Origin of the sequence: Streptomyces caeruleatus (genome assembly GCF_001514235.1) — a bacterium.
GTDB lineage: Bacteria > Actinomycetota > Actinomycetes > Streptomycetales > Streptomycetaceae > Streptomyces > Streptomyces caeruleatus.
This window is the reverse complement of sequence record NZ_KQ948938.1, coordinates 42,047-68,763: the sequence shown is the minus strand read 5'-3', so window position 1 is coordinate 68,763 and position 26,717 is coordinate 42,047. Positions and strand designations below refer to the sequence as shown.

Sequence of the window (26,717 nt, the reverse complement as noted above, 5' to 3'; positions counted from 1 at the left end):
CAGAAAGAGTCCGACTCAGTCCTCGCTCGCCGACTTCGAAGCCGCCGTCTTCTTCGCGGTGGTCTTCTTCGCCGTCGTCTTCTTCGCGGCCGTCGTCTTCGCCGCGGTCTTCTTGGCCGCCGTCTTCTTGGCCGGGGCAGCCTTCTTGGCGGTCGTCTTCTTCGCCGGGGCCTTCTTCGCCGTCTTCTTGGCGGGCCCCTTCGCCCGCTTCTCGGCGAGCAGCTCGAAACCGCGCTCCGGGGTGATCGTCTCGACGCTGTCGCCGGAGCGCAGGGTCGCGTTGGTCTCCCCGTCGGTGACGTACGGTCCGAAGCGACCGTCCTTGACGACGACCGGCTTCTCGCTCACCGGGTCGGTGCCCAGCTCCTTCAGCGGCGGCTTGGCGGCCGCGCGGCCACGCTGCTTGGGCTGGGCGTAGATCGCCTGCGCCTCCTCCAGCGTGATCGTGAAGAGCTGCTCCTCGGTCTGGAGCGACCGCGAGTCCGTGCCCTTCTTCAGATACGGGCCGTAGCGGCCGTTCTGCGCGGTGATCTCCACGCCCTCCGCGTCCTTGCCGACGACGCGGGGCAGCGACATGAGCTTGAGCGCGTCCTCAAGGGTCACGGTGTCGAGCGACATCGACTTGAACAGCGAGGCCGTGCGCGGCTTGACGGCGTTCTTGCCGGTCTTCGGGGTGCCCTCGGGGAGCACCTCGGTGACGTACGGGCCGTAGCGGCCGTCCTTGGCGACGATCGCGTGGCCGGTCTGCGGGTCGTTGCCCAGCTCGAAGTCGCCGCTCGGCTTGGCCAGCAGTTCCTCGGCCATCTCCACGGACAGCTCGTCCGGCGCCAGGTCCTCCGGGATGTCGGCGCGCTGGTGCTGCTCGGTGTCCTTCTCGCCGCGCTCGATGTACGGGCCGTAGCGGCCGACCCGCAGCACGATGTCGTTGCCCACCGGGAACGACGACACCTCGCGCGCGTCGATCGCGCCCAGGTCGGTCACCAGCTCCTTGAGCCCACCGAGGTGGTCCCCGTCGCCGTTGCCGGCGTCGGCGGCGCCGCCTTCTCCTGTGCCCTCGCCGAAGTAGAACCGCTTCAGCCACGGCACGGACTGGGCCTCGCCGCGGGCGATGCGGTCGAGGTCGTCCTCCATCTTGGCGGTGAAGTCGTAGTCGACGAGCCGCCCGAAGTGCTTCTCCAGGAGGTTGACCACGGCGAAGGACAGGAAGGACGGCACGAGTGCCGTGCCCTTCTTGAACACATAGCCGCGGTCGAGGATCGTGCCGATGATCGACGCGTATGTCGACGGGCGGCCGATCTCGCGCTCTTCGAGCTCCTTGACCAGCGACGCCTCGGTGTAGCGGGCCGGGGCCTTGGTGGCGTGCCCGTCGACCGTGATCTCCTCGGCGGAGAGCCGGTCGCCCTCGTTTACCTGCGGCAGCCGGCGCTCGCGGTCGTCCAGCTCGGCGTTCGGGTCGTCGGCGCCCTCGACGTAGGCCTTCAGGAAGCCGTGGAAGGTGATCGTCTTGCCGGACGCGCTGAACTCGACGTCCCGGCCGTCGGCCGACGTGCCGCCGATCTTGACCGTGACCGAGTTACCGGTCGCGTCCTTCATCTGGGAGGCGACGGTCCGCTTCCAGATCAGCTCGTAGAGCTTGAACTGGTCGCCGGTCAGTCCGGTCTCGGCAGGCGTGCGGAAGCGGTCGCCGGAGGGGCGGATCGCCTCGTGCGCCTCCTGCGCGTTCTTGACCTTGCCGGCGTACGTCCGCGGGGACGGCGGCAGGTAGTCGGCGCCGTACAGCTGCGTGACCTGGGCGCGGGCGGCCGCGACGGCGGTGTCGCTCAGCGTCGTGGAGTCCGTACGCATGTACGTGATGTAGCCGTTCTCGTACAGCTTCTGCGCGACCTGCATGGTGGCCTTCGCGCCGAAGCCGAGCTTGCGGCTCGCCTCCTGCTGCAGCGTCGTCGTACGGAACGGGGCGTACGGCGAGCGGCGGTAGGGCTTGGACTCGACGGACCGGACGGCGAACTGCGTCTGCTCCAGGGCGGCGGCCAGCGCGCGGGCGTTGGCCTCGTCGAGGTGGAGGGTGTTCGCGCTCTTGAGTTGTCCCAGGGAGTCGAAGTCACGGCCCTGCGCGACTCGCCTGCCGTCGACGGTCTGGAGGCGGGCGACCAGCGACGACGGGTCCGACGAGTCCCCCGCGCGGCCGGTCGCGAAGGTGCCCGTCAGGTCCCAGTACTCAGCAGAACGAAACGCGATGCGCTCGCGTTCCCGCTCCACGACAAGACGTGTGGCGACGGACTGGACACGGCCGGCCGACAGCCGCGGCATGACCTTCTTCCACAGGACCGGCGAGACCTCGTAGCCGTAGAGGCGGTCGAGGATGCGGCGGGTCTCCTGGGCGTCGACCAGCTTCTGGTTCAGCTCGCGCGGGTTGGCGACGGCGGCCTGGATCGCGGCCTTGGTGATCTCGTGGAAGACCATCCGCTTGACCGGGACCTTGGGCTTGAGCACTTCCTGCAGGTGCCACGCGATGGCCTCGCCCTCGCGGTCCTCATCGGTGGCGAGGAAGAGCTCGTCGGACTCCTTCAGCAGGTCCTTGAGCTTCTTGACCTGGGCCCTCTTGTCGGCGTTGACGACATAGATCGGCTCGAAGTCGTGCTCGACGTCGACGCCGAGGCGGCGGACCTCGCCGGTGTACTTCTCCGGCACCTCCGCGGCGCCGTTGGGAAGGTCGCGGATGTGCCCGACGCTCGCTTCGACTACGTAGCCGGGGCCCAGGTAGCCCTTGATCGTCTTCGCCTTGGCAGGCGACTCGACGATGACGAGTCGGCGGCCGCCCTGTGCGGTCTCGCTGGTCGGGGACAACTTCGCTCTTCTCTCCGGTCGACGCTTGGGCCTTCCCAGGGTCAAACGGCTCCGGGGAGGTGCAGGTGCGGTCCCGCGCCCGCCGCGGCGGCTGTGTTCACAGCCGGTGCGTGCTCTCGGTGCCGGATGAAGGCTCTCGTAGCGGAGCTACCAGGGCCTTCGGCCGGTGCGGCGAGAGTGCGTGCCGGGCGGCGCGAGGTCGTGCCTGCACCTCCCCGGGGTCGCTTGGGCCCGGGGTCGGGTGGTGGTGACGCTGCGGAGTGTGACGGTACATCCCGCCCCGTTGTCAAACGGGAAAAGCCCGCAACGGCCACTCGAACGGTAACCCGACTTCCGCCATTCCTGCCGCCCGGAGTCCCCACCGGCCTTTTCGAGCCTTTCCGGAAGAGGCCCTCCCAAATATCGGCCGCGCAGCTCGCGGGCGGTTCTCAGAGTCGGGTGAAGCACCACGTTCCGAGGATCAGAGCGATCACCGAGACAAGGCCCGCGGCGGTTGCCGATGCGACGGGACTCACACCCTGGGCCACGGGCAAGCGTTGCCGGACCCGTACCGCGGTCCACGTCAGCAGCCCGCCTCCGAACAGGGCGAACACGACCCCCGCGAAGATCGCCGGTCCACTTTCCATGGTTCCGCTTGCCCCTTTTCTCCCGTCCGCGAGCGCCCAGCCCGGCGAGGCTGTCACGCGCGGGCGGCGCCCAGGCGAACCTCGGGTGAACGCGGGACCGACGCGGGGCCGACGCGGCTGTGGACCCTCCGGGTACCGGGGCCCAGCCGCCACCAGCGGCCACAGCAGCCCCACAGGGCTCGGCGCCCTCACGGGCCTCCGTAGCCGGTCCACGCCACACCCGCCGCCGGAGATCGTCTGAATTTGTCGCCCCCGGCCCGGCGACGTACTCGAACCGGTGGCCCGACACATTCCTTTCCGACGGATCTTTCCGACGGATCTTTCCGACGGAAGCACGATCCTCAGCGGCGGATCCCCGGCAAAGTCACCGTGCCGGCTCGAGGAACCCCTGCTCCACCAGCAGCCGAATCTGCGCGGGCGTACGGTCGCGCAGCAACACCGGATCCTCACCCATCAGCTGGGCAATCGCGTCCAGAATCCGTCCCGCGCTCAGCGAGCCGTCGCAGACGCCCGCGAAGCCCGCGCCGACCGTGTCCACCTGGGTGGCCCGGCGCATGCCGCGATGCTGGCGGAGCGCCACATGCTCCGGATCCTCGGCACCGGGCAGCCCGACCTGCTCCTGCACGACCTCGCCGACGAGCCTGAAGTGGTCCTCCAGCAGGGCCGCGTCGTCGAGGGCACGCAGATAGTCGAGCCGGCCGAAGTGCGCCAGGACCGTGTCGCCGAGCGGCTGCTCGACCGGATGCGGCCACTCCTCCACCGTGATCGAGGGCACGGCGGCCGACGCCTTGCGCAGGGTGATCCACCCGAAGCCCACGGCCTTGACCTTGCGCGCCTCGAACTCGTCCAGCCACGCGTCGTACCGCGCCTGGTACTCGGCCACGTCGCCCCGGTGGTCACCGGCGTCCCGGAGCCACAACTCGGCGTACTGCGTGACGTCCTGGACCTCGCGCTGCACGATCCACGCGTCGCACCCGCGCGGTACCCATGAGCGCAGCCTGTCCTGCCAGTCCTCCCCTTCCACGTGCTGCCAGTTGGCGAGGAACTGCGCGAACCCGCCCTCGTTCAGCCGCTCCCCCGCCCCCTGAACGATCGAGCGGCACAGATCGTCCCCGCCCATCCCGCCGTCGCGGTACGTCAGTCGGGCGCCCGGCGAGATGACGAAGGGCGGGTTCGACACGATCAGGTCGTACGTCTCGCCGTTCCTGAGCGGCTCGAACAGCGAGCCCTCGCGCAGATCCGCGGCCGGGGCGCCGGACAGCGCGAGGGTGAGCGCGGTGATGTGCAAGGCGCGCGGGTTGAGGTCGGTCGCGGTCACGCGCGTGGCGTGCTGCGCGGCGTGCAGCGCCTGGATGCCGGAACCGGTGCCGAGGTCGAGGGCGGCGGCGACGGGCGTACGGACGGTGATGCCGGCGAGGGTCGTGGAGGCGCCGCCGACGCCGAGGACGACCCCTTCGTCCTTGCTGCCGATGCCGCCCGCTCCTCCGACCGCGCATCCGAGGTCGGACACGATGAACCAGTCCTCGCCGTCGGGCCCGCCGTACGGCCGTACGTCCACGGTCGCGGCGACGTCTTCGGAGTCCTGGCCGGCCCGGACCAGCCACCCGCTCTCCAGGCAGGCGTCGACGGGCAGAACGTCCGCCACGCGCGCGTGCGGCACGGGTTGCTGCAGCAGAAAGAGGCGTACGAGCGCCTGAAGCGGGGTGTCTCCCCGGGTTGCCCGGAGCGCGGGCACGGTCTCGCTCCGGGCGAGCGCCGCGTACGCGGGCGCACCGAGCAGTTCGAGCAACCCGTCCGCGGTGAAAGAGGCCGCTAGCAGGGCCTTCCGCAGCCGGGCGGCGACATCGGGGCGGTCGGAGGCGGGCAGGGCAGACAGGCTGGAGTCACTCACGCCCTTATTGTGACCCGCGCCCGCCCCGAAGGTGGGTCAGCTGTCGGTGGCCGACGTGGAGGCGGCTGCCTGCTTGCAGCCCTCCTGCTTGAGCAGCGCCTGCTTGGTGTCGCCGCTCGATTCCAGCTTCTTCAGCGCGTCCAGCGCGCTCTTGCGCTGGCTCACGACGTCCTTCATCTCCTTGCCGACCTCGCTCAACCCGGACGCGAACTTCCCCTGGTCCTTGGTGTTGAGCTCGTCCATCTGCTTCTTCAGGTCGGCGTAGCTCGCGGAGAGCGCGGTGAGCTTCTTGATGGCGTCCTGCTGCTTCTGCGCGCCGTCCTCGACCCCGGGGGGCGCCCCGGCGCTGTCGAGGAGGGTCGCGCGCGCCTTGAAGCCTTCGGCGAGGTCCTGGAACGCCTGGGCGTCGACCTTCTGGAGCTCCGCGGGCGGACTGTCCTTGGCGGCCTTGGTGATCGCGGCGTCGGCCGCCGCGATCTTCGCGTTCTGCGTCGGCGCCGTGTCACAGATCTTCTTGGCCCAGGCGTCCAGCTCCGGGTTGCCCTCGTCGCTCGTGCATCCCGTCAGCGCCAGCACCAGCACCGCACCGCCGGACAGTGCGGCCGTGAGCTTCTTGTTCACCGGTTCGGTCCCTTCCGTGGCTCTCGGCCAACGGACCTTACACGCCGTACGGAGGACAACCATGCACCGAATGCAGCATTAGTGACGTTATAAGACTCTTTACACCATGTGAGAGAAGGGTCACGGCTGGGGCGTGCACACGCACAAGGCGGGCGGGCGGCACGTCAACGCGCGCCGCCCGCCCGCCTCTTGAGCTGGGCCGTCCTGAGACCGCCTACGAAACCACCGCGGGATCGGCCGGTTTGGCCACCCTGTCGGCGTTGCCTTCGTCACCCATGGCGATGCCTCGCCGCTTGGAGACGTAGACCGAGCCGACGATCACGAGGAGCGACACCACGGCGATCACGACCCGTACGCCGATGTTCTTGTCCTCGCCGTAGCTGAACTGGATGACCGCGGGCGCGATGAGCAGCGATACCAGGTTCATCACCTTCAGCAGCGGGTTGATCGCGGGTCCGGCGGTGTCCTTGAAGGGGTCGCCGACCGTGTCGCCGATCACCGTGGCGGCGTGGGCCTCGCTGCCCTTGCCTCCGTGGTGACCGTCCTCGACGAGCTTCTTGGCGTTGTCCCAGGCACCGCCGGAGTTGGCGAGGAAGACCGCCATCAGCGTGCCGGCGCCGATCGCGCCCGCCAGGAACGCGCCCAGCGCGCCGACGCCGAGCGTGAACCCGATGAAGATGGGCGCCATCACGGCGAGCAGACCGGGCGTGGCGAGCTCGCGCAGGGCGTCCCGGGTGCAGATGTCGACGACCTTGCCGTACTCCGGCTTCTCCGTGTAGTCCATGATCCCGGGCCGCTCACGGAACTGCCGCCGCACCTCGTAGACCACGGCACCCGCCGACCGCGACACGGCGTTGATGGCGAGCCCCGAGAAGAGGAAGACGACCGCCGCGCCCGCGATGAGGCCGACGAGGTTGTTGGGCTGCGAGATGTCCATCATCAGGTTCATCGGCGCGCCTTCGCCGCTGAGTTTCTCTCCCACGTCCCGCGCGCCGGTGGTGATGGCGTCGCGGTACGACCCGAAGAGCGCCGCTGCCGCCAGGACGGCGGTGGCGATGGCGATGCCCTTGGTGATGGCCTTGGTGGTGTTGCCGACCGCGTCCAGGTTGGTGAGCACCTGGGCGCCCGCGCCCTCGACGTCGCCGGACATCTCGGCGATGCCCTGCGCGTTGTCGGAGACCGGCCCGAAGGTGTCCATGGCGACGATCACGCCGACCGTGGTGAGCAGGCCGGTGCCGGCCAGCGCCACCGCGAACAGCGCGAGCATGATCGACGTGCCGCCGAGCAGGAACGCCCCGTACACGCCGAGCCCGATCAGCAGGGCGGTGTAGACGGCCGATTCGAGACCGACCGAGATACCGGCGAGTACGACGGTGGCGGGGCCGGTGAGCGAGGTCTTGCCGATGTCCAGGACCGGGCGCCGGTTGGTCTCCGTGAAGTAGCCGGTCAGCTGCTGGATGACGGCGGCCAGCAGGATGCCGATCGCCACGGCGACGAGGGCGAGGATCCGCGGGTCGCCGTCCTTGGCCGCGATGGCGGCGTCGGTGACGCCGTCGAGGTCGGCGTACGACGACGGCAGGTAGGCGAACACGGCGATGGCGACCAGCACGATCGAGATCACCGCGGAGATGAAGAACCCGCGGTTGATCGCGGTCATGCCGCTGCGGTCGGTCCGGCGCGGGGCCACCGCGAAGATGCCGATCATCGCGGTGATCACGCCGATCGCGGGCACGATCAGCGGGAAGGCGAGCCCGGAGTCACCGAACGCCGCCGACCCGAGGATCAGCGCCGCGACCAGGGTCACGGCGTACGACTCGAAGAGGTCGGCCGCCATGCCCGCGCAGTCGCCGACGTTGTCGCCCACGTTGTCGGCGATGGTCGCGGCATTGCGCGGATCGTCCTCCGGAATGCCCTGCTCGACCTTTCCGACCAGGTCGGCGCCGACGTCGGCGGCCTTGGTGAAGATGCCGCCGCCGACACGCATGAACATCGCGATCAGCGCGGCACCGAGTCCGAATCCTTCGAGCACCTTCGGCGCGTCGGCCGCGTACACCAGCACCACACAGGAGGCGCCCAGCAGACCGAGCCCCACCGTGAACATGCCGACGACGCCGCCCGTGCGGAAAGCGATCTTCATTGCTTTGTGCGATACGGCGGTGAGATCCTTTTCTGGTTCACCCTCCGCCGGGGTCGCTTCCCGTGCGGCCGCCGCGACGCGCACATTGCTGCGCACGGCGAGCCACATGCCGATATAGCCGGTGGCCGCCGAGAACCCGGCACCGATCAAGAAGAACACCGATCGGCCGATGCGCTGATTCCAGTCGTCCGCGGGCAGCAGCATGAGCAGGAAGAACACGACGACGGCGAATACGCCGAGCGTGCGCAACTGCCGGGCCAGATAGGCGTTGGCGCCTTCCTGGACAGCGGCCGCGATCTTCTTCATGCTGTCGGTGCCCTCGCCGGCCGCGAGTACCTGGCGCACCAGGACACCGGCGACCACGAGCGCTGCCAGTGCGACAACGCCGATGACCGTGATGATGATCCGGTTGTCGTCGGTGAGCACCGCGGCCGCGAGGGTTGTGGGGTGGTCGAGCTGATGAGGGGTAGAAAGCCCCGCCATTCGTCCTCCTTGACGCTTGGGCTGAGCTCAAGATGTGGACGGATTCTAGGTACCGGAACCTGATCAAAACAGAGCGCGGCAAACGGAATTAGCCTTCACATGCCGTTCAGCAAATGATCGACATCACGCCACTGAACCCGAAAGTGCTAATGCCTCAAAACCATTGACGCGCACATTTACTTGATCAAATTATCGGCGGATTGATCGTGAATTCATTCACGAATTCCCCGGCGGCGATGACAAAAACGCGAAGGGGCCCTGCTCAGCAGGGCCCCTTCGCGTCGAGCTCGGTTCGGGTCGGGCGGTTCGTCAGGTGAGCACCGCGGCCGGCGGTGTGGTCGGCCAGGTCATACGGATCAACCCGCCGTGCTCCCCTGCGGAGACCTCCACGTCGTCGACGAGGCCGCTGATGACCGCGAGGCCCATCTCGTCCTCCTCGGCGTCCACTTCGGCGTCGTCACCCGCGGCGCCGTTTGCCCGCTCACCGGGGACGGAGTGCGGTGCCTCGTCGCCGACCTCGATGGAGAACTGTTTCTCCTCCTCGATCAGCGACACCTTCACCGGCGCCGTGATGCCGACGCTCTGGTGCAGTCCGACGGCACGGGTGCAGGCCTCGCCGACGGCGAGCCTGACCTCGTCCAGGACGGCCTCGTCCACTCCGGCCCTGCGCGCCACCGCTGCCGCCACCAGACGGGCGGTCCTGACGTGCTCGGGCAGCGCGCTGAAGCGGAGTTCAACGGTGGCCATGCATCCCCCTCCGAACTACGGGCGTGCTGTCCAGAGGACCGGGCTGCCGAAAGCCCGGTCCCCCTTCTCCTTCAACTTCTGCCGCCCCGGCCCCGCCTTGCGGCGGGCCCGGGTCCGGTGGTCAGTCGGTCGCCGCCACCGCTTCCTCGACCGAGGTGTGGATCGGGAACACCTTGGTGAGGCCGGTGATACGGAAGATCTTGAGAATGCGCTCCTGGTTGCAGACCAGGCGCAGGGAGCCCTCATGGGCACGCACACGCTTCAGGCCGCCGACCAGCACGCCGAGCCCGGTGGAGTCGAGGAAGTCCACGCCCTCCATGTCGACGACGAGGTGGAAACTCCCGTCGTTCACCAGCTCGACCAGCTGCTCGCGCAGCTTGGGCGCGGTATATACGTCGATTTCGCCACCGACCTCGACGACCGTACGATCGCCGACGGTACGGGTCGACAGGGACAGGTCCACGGATCCTCCAGCACCTTGCTAATCGAGCGGTCGCCCCTCGGGACACCTCGGCTTGCAACCCCAAGGACGGTTCGCCAGCCGCGATGGCATTCAATCACTTACCGGCAGGCGTGCACGACGCCTTGGTCCCATTGTCCGTCACGCCAGTGACACACTCGGTGCCGATGGCCAAGAATCACCGATCCGATCGATCCCCGACGGGCCCCGTTTCCCGGGTGGACCCGGGCACGGTGCTGGGCCGACTCGCCTCGGGTCCGAGCCGAGCTGCGCGCATCACTCATACGGAGCATGTGCCCCCGCGGGCGGGTCGCCATGCCGTCTGGCCCGACCGGATCCGCGCGGAGGTCATCGCCGCGGTGCAGACCGCGGGAATCGAACATCCCTGGGCCCACCAGGCACGCGCCGCCGAGCACGCCCTGGACGGCGACTCGGTGGTCGTCGCCACGGGCACGGCGTCCGGGAAGTCGCTGGCCTACCTCGTACCGGTCCTCTCGACGATTCTGGAGGGCTCAGAGGCGCCGAACGGCCGCGGCGCCACCGCCCTCTACCTGGCCCCGACCAAGGCCCTTGCGGCGGACCAGTGCCGTTCGGTGAAGGAACTTTCACATCCCCTGGGCAATTCCGTACGGCCGGCTGTGTACGACGGCGATACTCCGTTCGAGGAACGCGAGTGGGTCCGGCAGTACGCCAACTACGTCCTCACCAACCCCGACATGCTGCACCGGGGCATACTCCCGTCCCACCCCCGCTGGTCCTCCTTCCTGAAGTCGCTGAAGTACGTCGTCATCGACGAGTGCCACACCTACCGCGGCGTCTTCGGCTCCCACGTCGCCCAGGTACTGCGCCGTCTGCGCCGCCTCTGCGCCCGCTACGGCGCCTCTCCCGTCTTCCTGCTGGCCTCCGCGACCTCCGCCGAGCCGGCGGTGTCCGCCCGCCGGCTCACCGGCCTCCCGGTGGTCGAGGTCGCCGACGACGCCTCCCCGCGCGGCGAACTGGTCTTCGCCCTCTGGGAGCCCCCGCTCACCGAGCTCCAGGGCGAGAAGGGCGCACCCGTCCGGCGTACGGCCACCGCCGAGACGGCCGACCTGCTGACCGACCTGGCCGTGCAGGGCATCCGCTCGGTCGCCTTCGTCCGCTCCCGGCGTGGCGCCGAGCTGATCTCGGTCATCGCCCAGGAACGTCTCGCCGAGGTCGACCGCTCCCTCGCCGGGCGTGTCGCGGCCTACCGCGGCGGCTACCTCCCGGAGGAACGCCGCGCCCTGGAACAGGCCCTCCACTCCGGCGAGCTCCTCGGTCTCGCCGCCACCACCGCCCTGGAACTCGGCATCGACGTCTCCGGACTGGACGCCGTACTGATCGCCGGCTACCCGGGCACCCGAGCGTCCCTGTGGCAGCAGGCGGGCCGGGCCGGCCGCTCCGGACAGGGCGCGCTGGCCGTCCTGGTCGCCCGCGACGACCCGCTGGACACCTACCTCGTCCACCATCCCGAGGCCCTGTTCGACCGTCCGGTGGAGTCGACGGTCCTCGACCCCGACAACCCGTACGTCCTCGCCCCGCACCTGTGCGCGGCGGCCGCGGAGATCCCGCTGACCGACGAGGACCTGGCGCTGTTCGGTCCCGAGGCCGAGGGGCTGCTGCCGCAACTGGAGGCCGCGAAGCTGCTGCGTCGCCGTACGAAGGCCTGGCACTGGACGCGCCGGGAGCGGGCCGCCGACCTGACCGACATCCGCGGCGAGGGCGGCCGTCCCGTCCAGGTCGTCGAGGCCGGGACGGGACGGCTGCTCGGCACCGTCGACGCGGGCGCGGCACACGGCACGGTGCACGAGGGCGCGGTCCATCTGCACCAGGGCCGTACCTACCTCGTGCGCTCCCTCGACCTGGAGGACTCGGTCGCCCTGGTCGAGGAGGCCGCCCCGCCGTACTCGACGGTGGCCCGGGACACGACGGCCATCTCCGTCCTGGAGACGGACATCGAGATCCCGTGGGGCGACGGCCGCCTGTGCTACGGCTCCGTCGAGGTCACCAACCAGGTGGTCTCCTTCCTGCGGCGCCGGCTGATCACCGGCGAGGTCCTGGGCGAGACGAAACTCGACCTCCCTCCTCGTACGCTGCGCACCCGCGCGGTGTGGTGGACGGTCACCGAGGACCAGCTGGACGAGGCCCGGATCGACCCGGAGATCCTCGGCGGCGCCCTGCACGCCGCCGAGCACGCCTCGATCGGTCTGCTGCCCCTCTTCGCGACCTGCGACCGCTGGGACATCGGCGGCGTGTCGATCCCGCTGCACCCCGACACGCTGCTCCCCACGGTCTTCGTCTACGACGGCCACCCCGGCGGCGCGGGCTTCGCGGAACGCGCCTTCCACACCGCCCACAGCTGGCTCACCGCCACCCGCCAGGCCATCGCCTCCTGCGAGTGCGACGCCGGCTGCCCGTCCTGCATCCAGTCCCCCAAGTGCGGCAACGGCAACGATCCGCTGCACAAGCGGGGGGCGGTGCGGCTGCTGACGGTGTTGTTGCGAGGGGCGCCGCAGGAAGAGCAGGAGGAGGAGACGAAGGAGGCTGCCGGCCTGGACGGGGAAGGAGAGCGGGAGCTCGTCCAGGAACCTGAGCGGCCGGAGCGGCCGGCGGGGGCCGCGCAACCGGTCAAGGACCCGGCGCCGAACGGTTCGTCGCCGCTGGGCCGAACGGTGGACTCCCCGTCGGCGGGGCGTCCTTCCCCGTAGGGCCGGAGAGCGGAGGCACTATCGGCATGGTCGGCTCCGTCGTCCCCACAGGCCCCGCAGGCCCAGCAGGCCCCGCTCGCGCCCTGACCTCCGCTGCGAACGGCCCCCGGCCCGACGCCGCCGTCACGTCCGACACCTCCCCGACCAACACGCACCGCACGAGCCGCACGCCCTGGGCCCCAGCCACCCGTTCCGCACGGTCACAGGCCGCCGCGGCTCCCTCCGCCCAGTGGTCGGCCGCCGCGAGCGCCGCCAGATCCGCACCGCCGGCCGCGCGGTGCCGGGTCACGACGGCGTGGCCCAGGGCGAGTACGACGCCGAATACGACACAGAGCACGGTGATGGCACCGACGCTCCAGACCGTGGCGGAACCTCGGTCGGAACGCAGGCCGGCACCAGGGCCTCGGGGGGCGTCTCGGCTGACGGCACGCAGGTCGGCTCCACGTGGGCCGAGGGTGCGCAGCCAGGCCCGGGCCCGCCCGACGGAACGCCCCGGTGGGGAACCCCCTCTCATGTCCCTTCCCCCACCATCGCCTCGGCCGCCGCCACGGCCTCCTCCCGTACCTCGAAGGGAAGGCCGCTCAGCACCGGCGGCTCGGCCACGACGACCACGCGCACCTCGTCCTCCTTCCGGCCCACCGTGACCTTCGCACCGCGCGGTGCCGCCTCGCGGGTCACCCTGATCACCGCGTCGGCCGGATCCTGCCGGGCCGCCGCACGGGCGCCTGTCCGGGCCGCGTCCACGCACTGGATCTGCGCGGCCACCACGAGCAGCCCCCACACCAGCGCCATCGCGAACATCACCAGCACCGGCAGCACGACGGCCGACTCCGCCGTCACGAACCCCCGGTCCGACTGCCGACCCGACCACCGGCCCGGCTCTCGGCCCAACTCTCGGCCCTGTTGACGGTCCGACTGTCCCAACTGTCGCTCCGCCCACCGGGCAGCGCCGAGCCCCTCCGCCCGCTCACATTTCCGCATCGAGCGCCCGTTTCACGATGTCCTGAAGCTCCGCGCTGACCTGCCCGCTCGTCACGACCTTGTAGAGCACCACGGCGAACGCCACCGCCGCGACGATCCCCATCGCGTACTCGGACGTGACCATCCCCACGTCGCTCCGCATCGCCCGCGCCCTGCACACCAGGGCACGCATCCGTGCCCGTACTGCCTTGTACATCTCAACCCCCGTAAGGTTCGGTTCTGTTACTCCTGCTGCTGACCGGCGGCGCTTGCCGCCCCTCAGTCCGTCATGCCGTCACGCGTCGCCCATCACCTGTCGCCCATCACCTGTCACCCGTCACCCGTCACCCGTCACCGACCACCCCCTCCCAGCACCCCACCCGCCAGCCCGATCACCACCGGTGCCACGCCGACCGCGATGAACGCGGGCAGGAAGCACAGCCCCACCGGGGCGGAGACCATGACGGCCGCCCGTCTGGCCCGTTCGGTCGCGGTGCGCGTCCAGTCGGCGCGGGCCTCCACGGCGAGCCGCGCGGCCGGACCCGCCGCGGGGAGCCCGGACACATCGGCCCGTTCCAGCAACCGCGCCAGCGCACCGGCCCGTGGCAACGACGCCAGCCGCTGCCACGCCTCACCCGGCTCACCACCGAGCCGCACCTCCGCGGCGCCTCGCGCCAGCCCTTCTCCGACGGGACCGCCCAGCGCCTCCCCGACGGCCTGCGCCGCGATCACCGGAGCAGCTCCCGCGGCGATGCAGGCCGCCAACAGATCCGCCGCGAGCGGCAGTTGCCGCGCCACCTCACCGGCATCGGGCTCCTCCACCGGACCGGCGGCCTCCTGTCGTCGCCGCCACAGCCACAGCCCGCCCGCGGCGATCGAACCCACCGCCATCCCGGCCGCCCCGCCGACCAGCGCCCAACCGGCGCCCACGACAGCCGCCATGGGCAGCACTCGCCGCACACCGTGCCGGACGTCGAACCGTCGGCGGGTCGACTCCACGTCCCCTGTCGTCATCAGCTCGGCGAGCCGTCGCCGGGCGCCACGTTCCCGCCGGGCCACGATCGACCAGTGCAACAGCCACCCGACGGCCAGCGCCGCTCCCAGCGCCATCCCCAGCCTGTGGACAACGTCCGCGCTCACCCCGACACCTCCCTCTCACTCCCCGAGCGGCTCGAATCCCTCATGCCGCCTCCGCTCCCCGAGCGGCTCGAATCCCTCATGCCGCCTCCGCTCCCCGCACGATCCGCATGGCCCACCACATCCCCAGCCCCTCCAAGGACCCGCCGACGACCAGGCAGCCGATCCCGGCCCCGGTGTGCAGCAGTACATGGAGTGGCTCAGCCCCCATCGCGGCGCCTAGCAGCAGCCCGAGGACCGGCAGGCCGGCGAGCATCACCACCGTCGACCGCGCCCCCGCCAACTGGGCTTTCAGGTCGGCGCGCTGATCCCGCTCGGCGCGCAACGCCCCTTCCAGCCGGTCGAGTCCGGCCGCGAGCCCCGCGCCCTGTCCGACGGCCACCCGCCAGCACGCCGCCAGGCCCAGCAGCCCCTCGGCGCCCGGCTGCCGTCCCGCCGCGGTGAGCGCCCCCGGCACATCCCCGCCGAACCGCGCCGCCGCCAGCACCGCGGCCTGCGCCTCACCGAGCCCACCCGAGTCCCGTGCCGCCCACTGCAGCGCCTCACCCGGCTGCCGTCCGGCCCGCACCTCCCCGGCCAGCGCCCCGCACAGCGCGATCACTGCGTTCCCGTGACGTTCGCTTGCCCGCCGCGCCTCCCGGGCCAGCCGCGCCCGCCGCAGCAACGGCACTCCGGCCGCCCCCGCGACAACCGGCAGCACCGACGACCCCAGCACGGCCAGCACCAGCCCGATCACCGGCGCCCACCACTCGGCCCGCAGCCGTCCCCGCAGCCGCCGCAGCTCCCCGGCCAACCACCGCCAGTCGGGCGGCCCCGCACCCACCGCCCCGCCGCCCGCGAGCAGCAACTGCGCCCGCCGAGCCCCCGAGTTCGGCCCACCCAGCAGACAGACGGCCGCCCCGAGGCACATCACGGCCGCGCCCAACGACACCTCACCCACGCAGATCACCCGCACCCTTCACGCCCCGGCTCTCATCGGCTGCGTCGCCCTCTCCCCGAAGCAGCCCTCGCAGCCGCTCCCATCCGCGCTCGTGAACGAACCCCTCATCGCCCCACCGCAGCGCCGGCACCGTCCGCACCCACCCCGACGCGTCCCGCTCCAGCACATGCACCTCGGCGATCCGCCGCAGCCCGGTCCGGTCGCGTACGAGATGGACCACGACCGACAGTGCGGCCGCCAACTGGCTGTGCAGCGCGGCCCGGTCGAGTCCGGCCGCCGTGCCGAGCGCTTCCAGCCGGGCCGGGACGTCGGCCGCCGCGTTGGCGTGGACGGTCCCGCAGCCTCCTTCGTGGCCGGTGTTCAACGCGGCCAGCAGATGGACCACTTCGGCGCCGCGCACCTCGCCCACGACCAACCGGTCCGGTCGCATCCGCAGCGCCTGCCGCACCAGGTCCTCGAGGGTGACGAGCCCGGCGCCCTCCTGGTTGGCGGGTCTGCTCTCCAGCCGTACGACATGCGGATGTTCCGGCCTGAGCTCCGCCGAGTCCTCCGCGAGCACGATCCGCTCGCCCGCACCGACCAGTCCGAGCAACGCGCTCAGCAGCGTCGTCTTGCCGCTGCCGGTCCCGCCGCTGATGAGGAACGACAGCCGCGCGTCGACCAGCGCCCGCAGCACCCGGTCCCCGCCCGGCGGTACGGTGCCCGCGGCGACCAGCTCGCCGAGCGTGAACGCCCGCGGCCGTACAACCCGCAGGGACAGGCACGCGCAGCCGACGGCGACGGGTGGCAGCACCGCGTGCAGCCGGGTCCCGTCGGGCAGCCGGGCGTCCACCCAGGGCCGCGCGTCGTCCAGGCGCCGCCCTGCCACCGCGGCGAGGCGTTGTGCAAGGCGCCGTACAGCCGCCGCGTCCGGGAAGGACACCGAGGCCAGCTCCAGGCCACCGCCCCGGTCCACCCAGACCCGGTCCGGCGCCGACACCAACACGTCCGTCACCGATGGGTCGGCGAGCAGCGGCTCCAACGGGCCGCTGCCGACCAGCTCGGACCGCAACTCCTCGGCCGCTCCGAGGACTTCGGCGTCCCCCAGCACCCTGCCCTGCTCCCGCAACGCCTGCGCCACGCGCGCGGGTGTCGGCTCACCGCCGCTCTCGGCCAGCCACTGCCGCACCCCGTCCAGCAGCCCCGACGGCATACCCGCCCCGGCCGCCGTCCCGTTCGACGCCCATGCCCCAGCCGAGGGAACGAGCCGATCGGTCGAACTCCGCCGCGCGGGGGCCGTACTCGTCGCGGCCTCCGGCACGCGCCGCACCACCAGGGCGCCCGTATCTCCCTCCGCCACCCGCCGCACCACACCGGCGTTCACCGAACCGTCCGGCACCCGCCGTCCGACCGCATCACTCCCCGAACCCTCCACCGCCCATCGCGGCACAGCCCTTCGCCCCTTCCCGTCCGACCTGGGGTCCGACCGGGCGCCCGTCCTCCCGTCCGTCCTCCCGTCCGTCCTCCCGTCCGTCCTGCCGTCCGCCCTTCCGTTCCCCGTCCCGCCCGACCGCCACCGCGCAGGAGCCGCCCGCACCGCACCACCCGTGCCATCGCTCACCCAGTCGAGCCCCGAAGCCGTACTCACACCCCCGCTCGTCCCCTCTCTCATGCCGCCCTCGCCTCGAGCAACGCGCCCTCCCAGAACTCCCGGCAGAACCGCGCCAGCGGCCCGCGTCCCGCCACCCCCGGCGGTTCCTTGCTCTCGTGCGGCCGTAACAGGCCGGATTCCAGCGGCACCTCGCCCACCAACGGCAGCTCCAGCAGCCGGGCCACCTCGCGGTCGTCGAGCCCGGGTGCGTACGGTCCGCGTACCGCCACCCTCAGGTCCCGCAGGACCAACTGCACCGCGGAGGCCACCTGTCGAGCCGCCGCGACGGCGCGCAGTTCGGCGGGGACCACGAGGATGCCGACGTCGAGCTGGGCGAGGGCCTCCGCCACCCCGTCGTCGATACGGCGGGGCAGGTCGACGACGACCGCGCCGCCCCGGCGCCGGGCTGCGGCGAGCACCGCGCGCATCGCCTGTGGCGGGACGGCGACGCAGTCGCCGCGATCCCAGCTCAGGACCCGCAGCGAGTGCAGTTTCGGCAGTGACTCCTCCAGAGCGCCGCTGCCGAGCCGCCCGCGCGAGCCGGCGAACGCGGGCCAGCGCAGCCCGTCGGCCGCCTCGCCGCCGAGGAGTACGTCGAGTCCGCCGCCCAGCGGATCGCCGTCCACAAGCAGGGTGCGCAGCCCCTCCCTCGCGGCGGTCACGGCGAGGGCACACGCGAGCGTGGAGGCTCCGGCCCCGCCACGGCCGCCGATGACACCGACGGTGAGGGCGGGACGGCCGACGCCCTCGGCGACGTCGGCGATACGGTCGACCAGCCACTGCTCGCCGTCGGGCAGCATCAGCACGTGGTCGGCGCCGATCTCGACGGCCCGGCGCCAGACCCCGGAGTCGTCCTGGTCCCGGCCGACGAGCACCACTCCGCGTCTGCGCGCGACCCCGCGCACACGGCGTGCGGCGTCGTCGCCGACCAGGACGAGCGGCGCGGCCTCCCAGCTGCCCCTGGGTTCGGGCACGCCGTGGTGGACCTCGGGTGTGGCGCCGGCCGCCGCGCACAGGCGCAGCAGGTCGTCGAGCAGTCCGGCGTCCTCCGTGACGATCAACGGCTTGCCCGGTCGCCCGGAGGCGGCGGGCGGCGGATCGTGAGTGACGACTGCGGTCACGGTTTTCGTCCCCCTTCGCTGCATCACTCGCGCAGCCCTGCGGCCCCGCGATTCCCAAACGTGTGAAGAACCGGCAACCGGCCTCCATATGAACGGCCGATACGAACCGGCCAAACCCGCCCGACTAACCAGAACCGGCCATGAAGTCGGCCCTCGGCGGTGCGCGTTGGAATCACGGTGCAGCGATCCCGGAAATCGTGTGGATCTTGGTCGATAACTGTGGACAACTCGGCGGTTGTGAATATCGCCGTCACCCATACCGGTGACCCCCGCACCGACCCCTGTGCGACTTCCGCAGAGCAGCGCGACGGCTACACACAGTCACGGATCATGGGCATGCAAAAAAGGCGGCCGCAGCCGCCTCGTCGCGGCCTCGCGGCCGCGCTCGGAAGAGGAAAACCCACCCGGACATGCGACGACCCCCGCCGGGGGGGAGAGCGGGGGTCGTCTCCACGGCCGACTCGGGGGGGGGAGGAGTCGGACCGGGTTAGCACGGTCGCGAACGATCCGTGACTTCCATGGTGTACCCGAGAGCCCTCTCAGGCAAACCCACGCGCCCACCTTACGCCGAATGGGCTGCGCCTATGCTCAGGGTCGTGGAAAACCACTCCTTGCCCCGCACAGCCGCCTTCTTTGACCTGGACAAGACGGTCATTGCGAAGTCGAGCACGCTCACGTTCAGCAAGTCCTTCTACCAAGGCGGTCTGATCAACCGCCGGGCCGCCTTGCGGACCGCATATGCCCAGTTCGTCTTCCGACTGGGCGGTATGGACCATGACCAGATGGAGCGCACGCGCGAGTACCTCTCCGCGCTCGTCCGCGGCTGGAACGTCCAGCAGGTCAAGGAGATCGTCGCCGAGACGCTGCACGACCTGATCGACCCGATCATCTACGACGAGGCCGCCTCCCTCATCGAGGAGCACCACACGGCCGGGCGCGACGTGGTCATCGTGTCCACGTCGGGCGCCGAGGTGGTCGAACCGATCGGTGAGCTCCTCGGCGCCGACCGCGTGGTGGCGACCCGTATGGTCGTGGGCGAGGACGGCTGCTTCACCGGCGAGGTGGAGTACTACGCGTACGGGCCGACGAAGGCCGAGGCGATCAAGGAGCTTGCCGCGTCCGAGGGTTACGACCTCTCCCGTTGCTACGCCTACAGCGACTCGGCCACCGACCTGCCGATGCTTCAGTCCGTCGGCAATCCGCACGCCGTGAACCCCGATCGCGCGCTGCGCCGCGAGGCACTCGCGCGCGGGTGGCCGATTCTCGACTTCCATCGCCCGGTCCGGCTCAAGCAGCGGCTTCCGTCCTTCTCCGTACCGCCGCGGCCCGCCCTTGTCGCGATGGCTGCCATAGGAGCCGCCGCGGCCACCGCGGGCCTCGTCTGGTACGCGAGCCGGCGCCGATCGGCGCTCGCCTGAACCGCGCCCCTCGGATTAGACGCGCCTCGCCGACATGCCGATGACCGTTTGTCTCCGATTTGCGACCAAAAGTAAAGAACTGCAGCCAGGCCTTCCGCTTGGTTGGGTCCCGGAGTACAAAGGACTCAACGGCCCGCGAGACCAAGGACATCCAAGAGGATCACCTTCGATACGCATTTGGCCCCACGGACCGAGCATGAACATCGAGCACCCACGCGACGTCGACCCGTCGATTACGGGCCAGCCGCACCAGGTGACGGGCAAAGTTCCCGACCTGATGGGCAACATATCGAGGACGCTTGGTAACCCGGTGAACATGCCAGCGGCGGTACGAATCCTCGTACCGCCGCAACTTGTGTGAGCCACCCGCAGAGCCCCCGTAAAGGGGCTCTTTTTCACGCCCTATGCCTTTCGAGCCGCTCCACGACAGCCCACGCGCGCGTGCGTCACGCCGCGCCGCGCTGCAGCGCCTCGCAGACGGCCGTCGACTCGCGCGCCCCGAGTTCGACCGCCTTGCCGCAGTGGGCGATCCAGGCCGCCATGCCTTCGGGGGTGCCGGAGACATAGCCCTCCAGCGCAGCCAGATAGGCCGCGCGGCCCAGTTCGGCGTGACCGACCTCGGCCGCGCAGACGGACTTCGGGTCGAGACCGCTGCCGACCAGGACGACACGCTCGGCCGTGCGCGCGATCAGACCGTTGTGCGAGGTGAAGGGGCGCAGTGCGACGAGCTCGCCATGCACGACGGCGGCCGTCACCAGCGCGGGCGCCGAACCGCCGGCGATGATCAGCTCGGACAGCCCCTCCAGCCGGCCGTGCACCTCCGCCGCGCTCGGCAGCGGCAGCTCGACCAGCGGCTCGTCGACCGCCTCACCCTCCTGACGCGGCCGCCCCACCCGGTCGTCCTTGCCGGCCGCCGCCACCAGGTGCAGCCGGGCCAGCACCCGCAGGGGCGACTGCCGCCAGATGGACAGCAGTTGGCCCGCCTCGGCCGTCAGCCGCAGGGACGCGCCCATGACGCGCGCCTCGTCGTCACCGCTGAAGTCGGTACGTCGACGCACCTCTTCGAGTGCCCAGTCGGCTCCGGACAGCGCGGCCGAGCCGCGCGCGCCACGCAGGGCCGCCTCGGCGGTGATCTCGTTGCTGCGGCGCCGCATGATCCGGTGCCCGTACACCCGGTCCACGGCCTTGCGCACGGACTCCACGGACTCGGGGACTCCGGGCAGTGAACCGAGGGCCGCGAGCGGATCGGCGGCCGCGCCTGTCGTACTCATGAGTACGACAGTACGCACCTCGGGCCCGTACCCCACGATCGAGTGGCCTTCTTCACGCACACCTGCCACATACAGCTATCGTCCGACTACGCTTCGTGAACATGAAAATTGCTTTCGTCGGAAAGGGCGGCAGCGGCAAGACCACCCTGTCCTCCCTGTTCATCCGCCACCTCGCGGCCACCGGCGCGCCGGTCGTCGCCGTCGACGCCGACATCAACCAGCATCTGGGTGCCGCGCTGGGCCTCGACGACAGGGAGGCCGCCGCACTGCCCGCGATGGGCGAGCGCCTGCCGCTGATCAAGGACTACCTGCGCGGCTCCAATCCGCGCATCGACTCCGCCCGCACGATGATCAAGACGACGCCGCCCGGCGAGGGATCGCGGCTGCTGCGGGTGTGCGAGAGCAATCCGGTGTACGACGCCTGCGCCCGGCCGGTGGAACTCGACGGCGGCGCCGTCCGTTTGATGGTCACCGGCCCCTTCACCGACTCCGACCTGGGGGTCGCCTGCTACCACTCCAAGACGGGGGCGGTGGAGCTCTTCCTGAACCACCTGGTGGACGGCCCCGACGAATACGTCGTGGTCGACATGACGGCGGGCTCGGACTCCTTCGCCTCCGGCATGTTCACCCGCTTCGACATCACGTTCCTCGTCGCCGAGCCGACCCGGAAGGGGGTCTCCGTCTATCGCCAGTACAAGGAGTACGCCCGCGACTTCGGCGTCATCCTGAAGGTCGTCGGCAACAAGGTGCAGGGCCAGGACGACCTCGACTTCCTCCGCGCCGAGGTCGGGGACGACCTGCTGGTGACCATCGGGCACTCGGACTGGGTGCGCTCCATGGAGAAGGGCCGCCCGCCCCGGTTCGAGCTCCTGGAGGACGCCAACCAGCTCGCCCTGCGCCGGCTGCGCACGGCCGTGGACGCGACGTACGAACTGCGGGACTGGGAGCGCTACACGCGCCAGATGGTGCACTTCCACCTGAAGAACGCCGGGTCCTGGGGAAACGAGCGCACCGGGGCCGACCTGGCCGCGCAGATCGACCCCGGATTCGTACTGGGCGAGAGCGTCAGCACCTGTCCGGGCGACAACTCCCGTCTGACTCCTACTGCCTGACGGCCGGAGCCCCGGGCACCCCCTTCGGGGCGGGGGCCGGGCTCGCCGACAGGAAGGACGCCCAGCCCTCCTTCGGAGGCTCGCCGACGTCCAGGGTGCGCAGCTTCTGCAAGGTCGCCGGGTCCTGGGCGTCCAGCCAGTCGGCGAGCTGACGGAAGGAGACGCAGCGCACGTCGGGCTTGTTGCAGACCGCTTCGACGACGTCCTCAACGGCGCGCATGTAGGTGCCTCCGTTCCAGGACTCGAAGTGGTTGCCGATGATCAGGGGCGCACGGTTGCCGTCGTAGGCCCGCCGGAAGCCCGCGAGCAGACCGTCCCGCATCTGGTCCCCCCAGAAGTCGTGCTTGGCGGGGTCCCCCTGGGTCGCGGTGCCGGACTGGTTGACCATGAAGTTGTAGTCCATGGTCAGCTGCTCGTAGGAGTGCCCGGGGAAGGGCACGAGCTGCATCGACAGGTCCCACAGGCCCCCCTTCTTCGCGGGCCACAGCTGGTTGTTGACGCCGCTGGAGTCATAGCGGAAGCCCAGCTCGCGCGCGGCCTTCATGAAGTTCTTCCGGCCCTCCAGACAGGGGGTCCGGGCGCCGATGAGTTCCTTGTCGTAGTCGAAGGGCAGAGGGGCCGCCTTCGTCATGCCGGTGGTGCTCTTCCAGGACTTCACGAACCTCTTCGCCTGGGTGATCTCGTCCTTCCATTCCTCCACCGACCATTCGCCGACTCCGCCGCCGCTGCCGCAGAAATGGCCGTTGAAGTGCGTCCCGATCTCGTTGCCTTCGAGCCACGCCAGGCGCAGTTGCCGCACGGTGGCGGCGATGCCCTCCTCGTCGTTGAAGCCGATGTCGGAACGGCCCGGGGAGTGCTGGGGCGGCCGGTACAGATCGCGTTTGTGGTCCGGCAGCATGTACACGCCGCTGAGGAAGTACGTCATCGTCGCGTTGTTCGCCTTGGCGACCGCGCGGAAGTGGGAGAACAGCTTCTGGCTGTCCTCGCCTGCGCCGTCCCAGGAGAACACCACGAACTGCGGTGGCTTCTGACCTGGCTTCAGGCGCTCGGGTCTGGGCAGCTGCGGCTGCGCCCCGGTGTAGGCGGTGGACCCGTCGCCGATCAGCCGCACCACGCTCTGCGGCGCCGGCGCCGCAGGCTGCGCCTTCTCCGGCCCGGGCACCCCCTGCCGGGCATCGTCGCCGGTCGAGCAGCCGGCGAGCGATGCGGCACAGACCGCGGCGGCCGCGGTGCCCGCGGCGATCCTGTGCGCGGGGGCGATCCGCCGCGTCACGGCGGCCCCGGGCGTCACGGCGGCCCCGGGCGTCACGGCGGCCCCGGGCGTCACGGCGGCCCTGGGCGTCACGGCGGTCCTGGGCGTCACGGCGGTCCCGTGTGTCGCGTAGGTCATGCGGGGGGCGGCGTTCCTGCGGGTGGCGGCCATGTTCCGTCCACCTTCTTCCTTCTCTCGGGAGCCGACAGCGCCGCCAAGGTCGCACGGGACTGAGAAGGAATAAGTACGACAAGCCGACTAATCAACCACTTCACTCTTCAGAGGGATTTATTAGTCCATTTGCTCGGAAAAACTATTCCCGCCCTTTACTCTGCATTACGGTCTGTTTACCGACTGTTGATGCATCCCGCCGCTGCATGCCGTGACCACACGGCCGCGACCCGACCCCTCGCCCGAGAGCGGGGGACCACCAGATCCGCGACCGCGCTGCCCCGGAGGAGACGGGAAAACAATGTCAGCCTTCGTTCCCACCCGAGCCGACGAACCGAGTCGAGAGAAGCGCATCCACGAACCCCACAGCCCACCCCCGACCCGACCCCGCCGACCCCGCATCGAGGGCGCCGACCTTTCGGCCTCGATCGCGGTCTTCCTGATCGCACTCCCGCTGTCCCTGGGCATCGCCCTGGCCACCGGCGCACCCCTCCAGGCCGGCCTCGTCGCGGCCGCAGTCGGAGGACTCGTCGTCGGCTACCTCGGCGGCACCCCCCTCCAGGTCAGCGGCCCCGCCGCCGGCCTCACGGTCGTCACCGCCGAGCTCATCCACCGATACGGATGGCGTACGACCTGCGCCATCACGGTCCTCGCCGGCGTCGCCCAACTGGGCCTCGGCTTGGTGCGCGTGGCACGCGGCGCGCTCGCCGTCAGCCCCGCCATCGTGCACGGCATGCTCGCCGGCATCGGCGTCACCATCGCCGTGGCCCAGCTGCACATCGTCCTCGGCGGCACCCCGCACAGCTCGGTCCTCGACAACATGCGTGAGCTGCCCGCCCAGCTGGCCGGCGTGCACCCGGCCGCTCTGTCGGTCAGCGTGCTGACCCTGGCCCTGCTGCTGATCTGGCCCCGACTGCCCGGCCGTCCCGGCGCGCTCCTGCGCAAGGTGCCGGCCCCACTCGTCGCCGTCGCCGGAGCCAGCACCACCGCCTCCCTCGCCGGGCTCAGCCTGCCCAAGGTCGACCTGCCCTCGTGGAGCAGCCACGCGCTGGCCACACTGCCCGAGGGACCGGTCCTCGGCCTCGTCGCGGCCGTGCTGACGATCACGCTGGTGTGCAGCGTGCAGTCGCTGCTCGGCGCGGTCGCCGTGGACAAGCTGGTCGCCACCCGCCCCGAGCTGTCCGCCCGCGTCGGACGCTCCGACCTGGACCGCGAGCTGCTCGGCCAGGGCGCCGCCAACGTCGTCTCCGGCATGCTCGGCGGGCTGCCCGTCGCCGGGGTCGCCGTGCGCAGTTCGGCGAATGTGCAAGCCGGTGCCGTCAGCCGGAACTCCACGATGCTGCACGGCGTTCTCGTAGTAGTCGCCGCGCTGCTGATGGTCCCGATCCTGGAGCTCATCCCGCTCGCCTCGCTCGCCGCCCTGGTGATGGCCGTCGGCATCCAGATGGTGTCCCTGCACCACATCCGCACGGTGACCCGCCACCGAGAAGTGCTGGTGTACGCCATCACGACCCTCGGCGTGGTGTTCTTCGGCGTCCTGGAAGGCGTGACGCTGGGGATCGCCATGGCCGTCGCCGTCGCCCTGCACCGCCTCACCCGCACCCGCATCACCCATGACGAGAAGGAAGGAATCCATCACGTACGAGTACGAGGGCAGTTGACGTTCCTCGCGGTGCCACGGCTCAGCCGGGCCCTGCACCTCGTACCCCAAGGGGCCCACGCCGTCGTGGAGTTGGACGGTTCGTTCATGGACCACGCGGCGTACGAGTCACTGCAGGACTGGCAGAACACGCAGTCCGCGCACGGCGGCACCGTCGAGCTGATCGGCCGCAGGGCCGGCGTCAGGATCGGCGAGCCGACGGGACCGGTCGGCCTCCACCTCGACGCGGAGACGGCCACGGCCGACGCGGCCGACTGCCGTTGCCACCCCTGGACGCCCTGGCGCAATCACCAGTGCGAGATCCCGGAGTCCGTCGCATCCGGCGACGGTCGCCCCGGGGCGACGCCCGCGACCGGGTCCGACGACACTGGCGGGGCCGACAGAACCGAGGCACTGAGCGCTGCCGGTTCTGCCGATGCCACCGGCGCCACCGGCGCCACCGGCGCCACCGGCACCTCCGGCACCTCCGGCACCTCCGGCAGTACCGGTGAGCTCGACACGGCCGGCGGTTCCGGCGGAATCGGCGGCACCGACGGTCTCGCCAGACCCGGGCGCCCCGGCGAGGGCTCTGCCGACGGGTTCGGCGGCACCGACGGTCTCGCCAGACCCGGGCGCCCCGGCGAGGGCTCTGCCGACGGGTTCGGCGGCACCGACGGGAACCGCCCGAGCGGCCACCAACTGGCCCGTGGCATCAGCGCGTTCCAGCGCAACACCGCGCCCCTGGTGCGGGGTGAGCTGGCGCGGCTGGCGCGTGAGGGACAGCAGCCCTCCCAGCTGTTCCTCACCTGCGCGGACTCCCGGGTGGTCACGTCGATGATCACCTCCAGTGGTCCCGGTGACCTGTTCGTCGTGCGCAACGTGGGCAACCTCGTGCCGCTGCCCGGCCAGGAGAGCGGGGACGACTCGGTGGCGGCCGCGATCGAGTACGCGGTCGACGTCCTTCAGGTGCGGTCCATCACGGTGTGCGGGCACTCCGGGTGCGGGGCGATGCAGGCGCTGCTCGGCTCCGAGCCGGACGGCACGCAGACCCCGCTCAGGAGGTGGCTGCGGCACGCGCAGCCGAGCCTGGAGCGGCTGTCCGACGAGAGCCGGCCGTGGGCCAGGCTCGCCGGACGCGCACCGGCCGACGCGGTCGAGCAACTCTGCCTGACCAACGTGGTCCAGCAGCTGGAGCATCTGCGGGCCCACGAGTCGGTGGCCCGGGCCCTGCGGGAGGGAGCCCTGGAGTTGCACGGGATGTACTTCCACGTGGCTGAGGCACAGGCGTATCTGCTCGCCGAGGAGGGCGGGGACGACGACGTGTTCGATCACGTCGGGGTGGCGGATCTGTCGGCATGACGCCGGGAGAGTGAGCGCGGCCCCGTTCGGTGCGGGGCCGCGCTTCTCGTGGGAGGCGTGTCCCGTGGGGCCGCGTTCCCGTGAGGGCCGCAACTGCCGCGCGGCGGCGTCGCGCCTGGCAGGGGGTGGAATGTGAAAGGGATTACAGAGCTGAACCGCGTCCGTCCGG

The 26,717-nt window shown here is 70.9% G+C and carries 21 protein-coding genes; 5 read left to right on the top strand and 16 right to left on the bottom strand.

Translation table 11 applies throughout. The annotated features are described in order from the left end of the window. Nucleotides 1-15: 15 nt before the first annotated feature. The 7 genes from topA to bldG all read right to left on the bottom strand — a co-directional run bounded on the left by topA (nt 16) and on the right by bldG (nt 9,815). Nucleotides 16-2,847 (bottom strand): type I DNA topoisomerase, encoded by a 2,832-nt coding sequence (gene topA, locus AQJ67_RS35440; protein WP_062723513.1) that lies wholly within the window; start codon nt 2,845-2,847, stop codon nt 16-18. Between the two features lie 428 nt (nt 2,848-3,275). After that, nucleotides 3,276-3,473 carry a hypothetical protein gene (locus AQJ67_RS49770; RefSeq protein WP_062723511.1) on the bottom strand — a complete coding sequence of 66 codons (198 nt, stop codon included), beginning with the start codon at nt 3,471-3,473 and terminating at the stop codon, nt 3,276-3,278. Nucleotides 3,474-3,837: 364 nt separating this feature from the next. Beyond that, nucleotides 3,838-5,364 carry a DUF7059 domain-containing protein gene (locus AQJ67_RS35430; RefSeq protein WP_062723509.1) on the bottom strand — a complete coding sequence of 509 codons (1,527 nt, stop codon included), beginning with the start codon at nt 5,362-5,364 and terminating at the stop codon, nt 3,838-3,840. Between the two features lie 36 nt (nt 5,365-5,400). After that, the gene (locus AQJ67_RS35425) at nt 5,401-5,985 is read right to left on the bottom strand and encodes a hypothetical protein (protein ID WP_062723508.1); all 585 of its coding nucleotides are present in this window, start codon (nt 5,983-5,985) and stop codon (nt 5,401-5,403) included. A gap of 214 nt (nt 5,986-6,199) precedes the next feature. Next, nucleotides 6,200-8,605: a sodium-translocating pyrophosphatase gene (locus tag AQJ67_RS35420; protein ID WP_062723506.1), complete on the bottom strand. Its 2,406-nt coding sequence runs from the start codon at nt 8,603-8,605 to the stop codon at nt 6,200-6,202. A gap of 309 nt (nt 8,606-8,914) precedes the next feature. Next, nucleotides 8,915-9,352 carry an ATP-binding protein gene (locus AQJ67_RS35415; RefSeq protein WP_062723504.1) on the bottom strand — a complete coding sequence of 146 codons (438 nt, stop codon included), beginning with the start codon at nt 9,350-9,352 and terminating at the stop codon, nt 8,915-8,917. Between the two features lie 121 nt (nt 9,353-9,473). Further along, nucleotides 9,474-9,815 (bottom strand): anti-sigma factor antagonist BldG, encoded by a 342-nt coding sequence (bldG, locus tag AQJ67_RS35410; protein ID WP_003975386.1) that lies wholly within the window; start codon nt 9,813-9,815, stop codon nt 9,474-9,476. 83 nt (nt 9,816-9,898) lie between these two features. Here bldG and AQJ67_RS35405 point away from each other — a divergent pair, with 83 nt between their 5' ends. Continuing rightward, on the top strand, nt 9,899-12,538 hold the full coding sequence (locus AQJ67_RS35405; RefSeq protein WP_244190686.1) for a DEAD/DEAH box helicase: 2,640 nt from the start codon (nt 9,899-9,901) through the stop codon (nt 12,536-12,538). Here AQJ67_RS35405 and AQJ67_RS46030 read toward each other — a convergent pair. The 7 genes from AQJ67_RS46030 to ssd form a co-directional block, all read right to left on the bottom strand. Then, nucleotides 12,459-12,971 carry an Rv3654c family TadE-like protein gene (locus AQJ67_RS46030; protein WP_425264203.1) on the bottom strand — a complete coding sequence of 171 codons (513 nt, stop codon included), beginning with the start codon at nt 12,969-12,971 and terminating at the stop codon, nt 12,459-12,461. The genes AQJ67_RS35405 and AQJ67_RS46030 overlap by 80 nt on opposite strands. Before the next feature lie 77 nt (nt 12,972-13,048). Then, nucleotides 13,049-13,519: a TadE family type IV pilus minor pilin gene (locus tag AQJ67_RS35400; protein WP_425264202.1), complete on the bottom strand. Its 471-nt coding sequence runs from the start codon at nt 13,517-13,519 to the stop codon at nt 13,049-13,051. Then, the gene (locus AQJ67_RS35395; protein WP_062723500.1) at nt 13,506-13,715 is read right to left on the bottom strand and encodes a DUF4244 domain-containing protein; all 210 of its coding nucleotides are present in this window, start codon (nt 13,713-13,715) and stop codon (nt 13,506-13,508) included. The genes AQJ67_RS35400 and AQJ67_RS35395 overlap by 14 nt, the downstream gene beginning before the upstream one ends. Before the next feature lie 134 nt (nt 13,716-13,849). Next, nucleotides 13,850-14,638, bottom strand: coding sequence for a type II secretion system F family protein (locus AQJ67_RS35390; RefSeq protein ID WP_062723498.1), 789 nt, complete (start codon nt 14,636-14,638; stop codon nt 13,850-13,852). 76 nt (nt 14,639-14,714) lie between these two features. Then, entirely contained in the window at nt 14,715-15,545 is an 831-nt protein-coding gene (locus AQJ67_RS35385; RefSeq protein WP_062723690.1) for a type II secretion system F family protein, read from the bottom strand. 22 nt (nt 15,546-15,567) lie between these two features. Then, a complete protein-coding gene (locus AQJ67_RS35380; protein ID WP_062723496.1) occupies nt 15,568-16,767 on the bottom strand; it encodes a TadA family conjugal transfer-associated ATPase in 1,200 nt (399 codons plus the stop codon). 455 nt (nt 16,768-17,222) lie between these two features. Beyond that, entirely contained in the window at nt 17,223-18,350 is a 1,128-nt protein-coding gene (gene ssd, locus AQJ67_RS35375) for a septum site-determining protein Ssd (RefSeq protein WP_062723494.1), read from the bottom strand. Between the two features lie 560 nt (nt 18,351-18,910). Between ssd and AQJ67_RS35370 the strand changes: the two genes are divergently transcribed. Both AQJ67_RS35370 and AQJ67_RS47915 read left to right on the top strand, forming a co-directional pair. Next, a complete protein-coding gene (locus tag AQJ67_RS35370) occupies nt 18,911-19,744 on the top strand; it encodes an HAD family hydrolase (RefSeq protein ID WP_062723492.1) in 834 nt (277 codons plus the stop codon). A 196-nt stretch (nt 19,745-19,940) separates the two neighbouring features. Next, nucleotides 19,941-20,105: a hypothetical protein gene (locus AQJ67_RS47915; RefSeq protein ID WP_159058887.1), complete on the top strand. Its 165-nt coding sequence runs from the start codon at nt 19,941-19,943 to the stop codon at nt 20,103-20,105. A gap of 85 nt (nt 20,106-20,190) precedes the next feature. Here the strand turns inward: AQJ67_RS47915 and AQJ67_RS35365 are convergent, their stop codons facing one another. Continuing rightward, nucleotides 20,191-21,015 (bottom strand): Fic family protein, encoded by an 825-nt coding sequence (locus AQJ67_RS35365; RefSeq protein WP_062723689.1) that lies wholly within the window; start codon nt 21,013-21,015, stop codon nt 20,191-20,193. Between the two features lie 101 nt (nt 21,016-21,116). Here AQJ67_RS35365 and AQJ67_RS35360 point away from each other — a divergent pair, with 101 nt between their 5' ends. Continuing rightward, nucleotides 21,117-22,127, top strand: coding sequence for an ATP-binding protein (locus AQJ67_RS35360; RefSeq protein WP_062723490.1), 1,011 nt, complete (start codon nt 21,117-21,119; stop codon nt 22,125-22,127). Here the strand turns inward: AQJ67_RS35360 and AQJ67_RS35355 are convergent. After that, complete coding sequence (locus tag AQJ67_RS35355) at nt 22,117-23,388, bottom strand: polysaccharide deacetylase family protein (RefSeq protein ID WP_062723688.1); 1,272 nt, start codon at nt 23,386-23,388, stop codon at nt 22,117-22,119. The two genes, AQJ67_RS35360 and AQJ67_RS35355, sit on opposite strands and share 11 nt — an antisense overlap. Before the next feature lie 463 nt (nt 23,389-23,851). Here AQJ67_RS35355 and AQJ67_RS35350 point away from each other — a divergent pair, with 463 nt between their 5' ends. Further along, a complete protein-coding gene (locus AQJ67_RS35350; protein WP_062723488.1) occupies nt 23,852-26,548 on the top strand; it encodes a bifunctional SulP family inorganic anion transporter/carbonic anhydrase in 2,697 nt (898 codons plus the stop codon). Nucleotides 26,549-26,717: the final 169 nt, after the last annotated feature.

What these genes read in the sequence shown, in the direction of transcription:
- AQJ67_RS49770 (WP_062723511.1), bottom strand. Translation starts at nt 3,473, where the DNA reads ATGGAAAGTGGACCGGCGATCTTCGCGGGGGTCGTGTTCGCCCTGTTC.
- AQJ67_RS35420 (WP_062723506.1), bottom strand. Translation starts at nt 8,605, where the DNA reads ATGGCGGGGCTTTCTACCCCTCATCAGCTCGACCACCCCACAACCCTC.
- AQJ67_RS35415 (WP_062723504.1), bottom strand. Translation starts at nt 9,352, where the DNA reads ATGGCCACCGTTGAACTCCGCTTCAGCGCGCTGCCCGAGCACGTCAGG.
- AQJ67_RS35405 (WP_244190686.1), top strand. Translation starts at nt 9,899, where the DNA reads ATGGCATTCAATCACTTACCGGCAGGCGTGCACGACGCCTTGGTCCCA.
- AQJ67_RS35400 (WP_425264202.1), bottom strand. Translation starts at nt 13,519, where the DNA reads ATGCGGAAATGTGAGCGGGCGGAGGGGCTCGGCGCTGCCCGGTGGGCG.
- AQJ67_RS35395 (WP_062723500.1), bottom strand. Translation starts at nt 13,715, where the DNA reads ATGTACAAGGCAGTACGGGCACGGATGCGTGCCCTGGTGTGCAGGGCG.
- AQJ67_RS35385 (WP_062723690.1), bottom strand. Translation starts at nt 15,545, where the DNA reads ATGTGCCTCGGGGCGGCCGTCTGTCTGCTGGGTGGGCCGAACTCGGGG.
- AQJ67_RS35380 (WP_062723496.1), bottom strand. Translation starts at nt 16,767, where the DNA reads ATGCCGTCGGGGCTGCTGGACGGGGTGCGGCAGTGGCTGGCCGAGAGC.
- ssd (WP_062723494.1), bottom strand. Translation starts at nt 18,350, where the DNA reads ATGCAGCGAAGGGGGACGAAAACCGTGACCGCAGTCGTCACTCACGAT.
- AQJ67_RS35370 (WP_062723492.1), top strand. Translation starts at nt 18,911, where the DNA reads ATGCTCAGGGTCGTGGAAAACCACTCCTTGCCCCGCACAGCCGCCTTC.
- AQJ67_RS47915 (WP_159058887.1), top strand. Translation starts at nt 19,941, where the DNA reads ATGAACATCGAGCACCCACGCGACGTCGACCCGTCGATTACGGGCCAG.
- AQJ67_RS35365 (WP_062723689.1), bottom strand. Translation starts at nt 21,015, where the DNA reads ATGAGTACGACAGGCGCGGCCGCCGATCCGCTCGCGGCCCTCGGTTCA.
- AQJ67_RS35360 (WP_062723490.1), top strand. Translation starts at nt 21,117, where the DNA reads ATGAAAATTGCTTTCGTCGGAAAGGGCGGCAGCGGCAAGACCACCCTG.
- AQJ67_RS35350 (WP_062723488.1), top strand. Translation starts at nt 23,852, where the DNA reads ATGTCAGCCTTCGTTCCCACCCGAGCCGACGAACCGAGTCGAGAGAAG.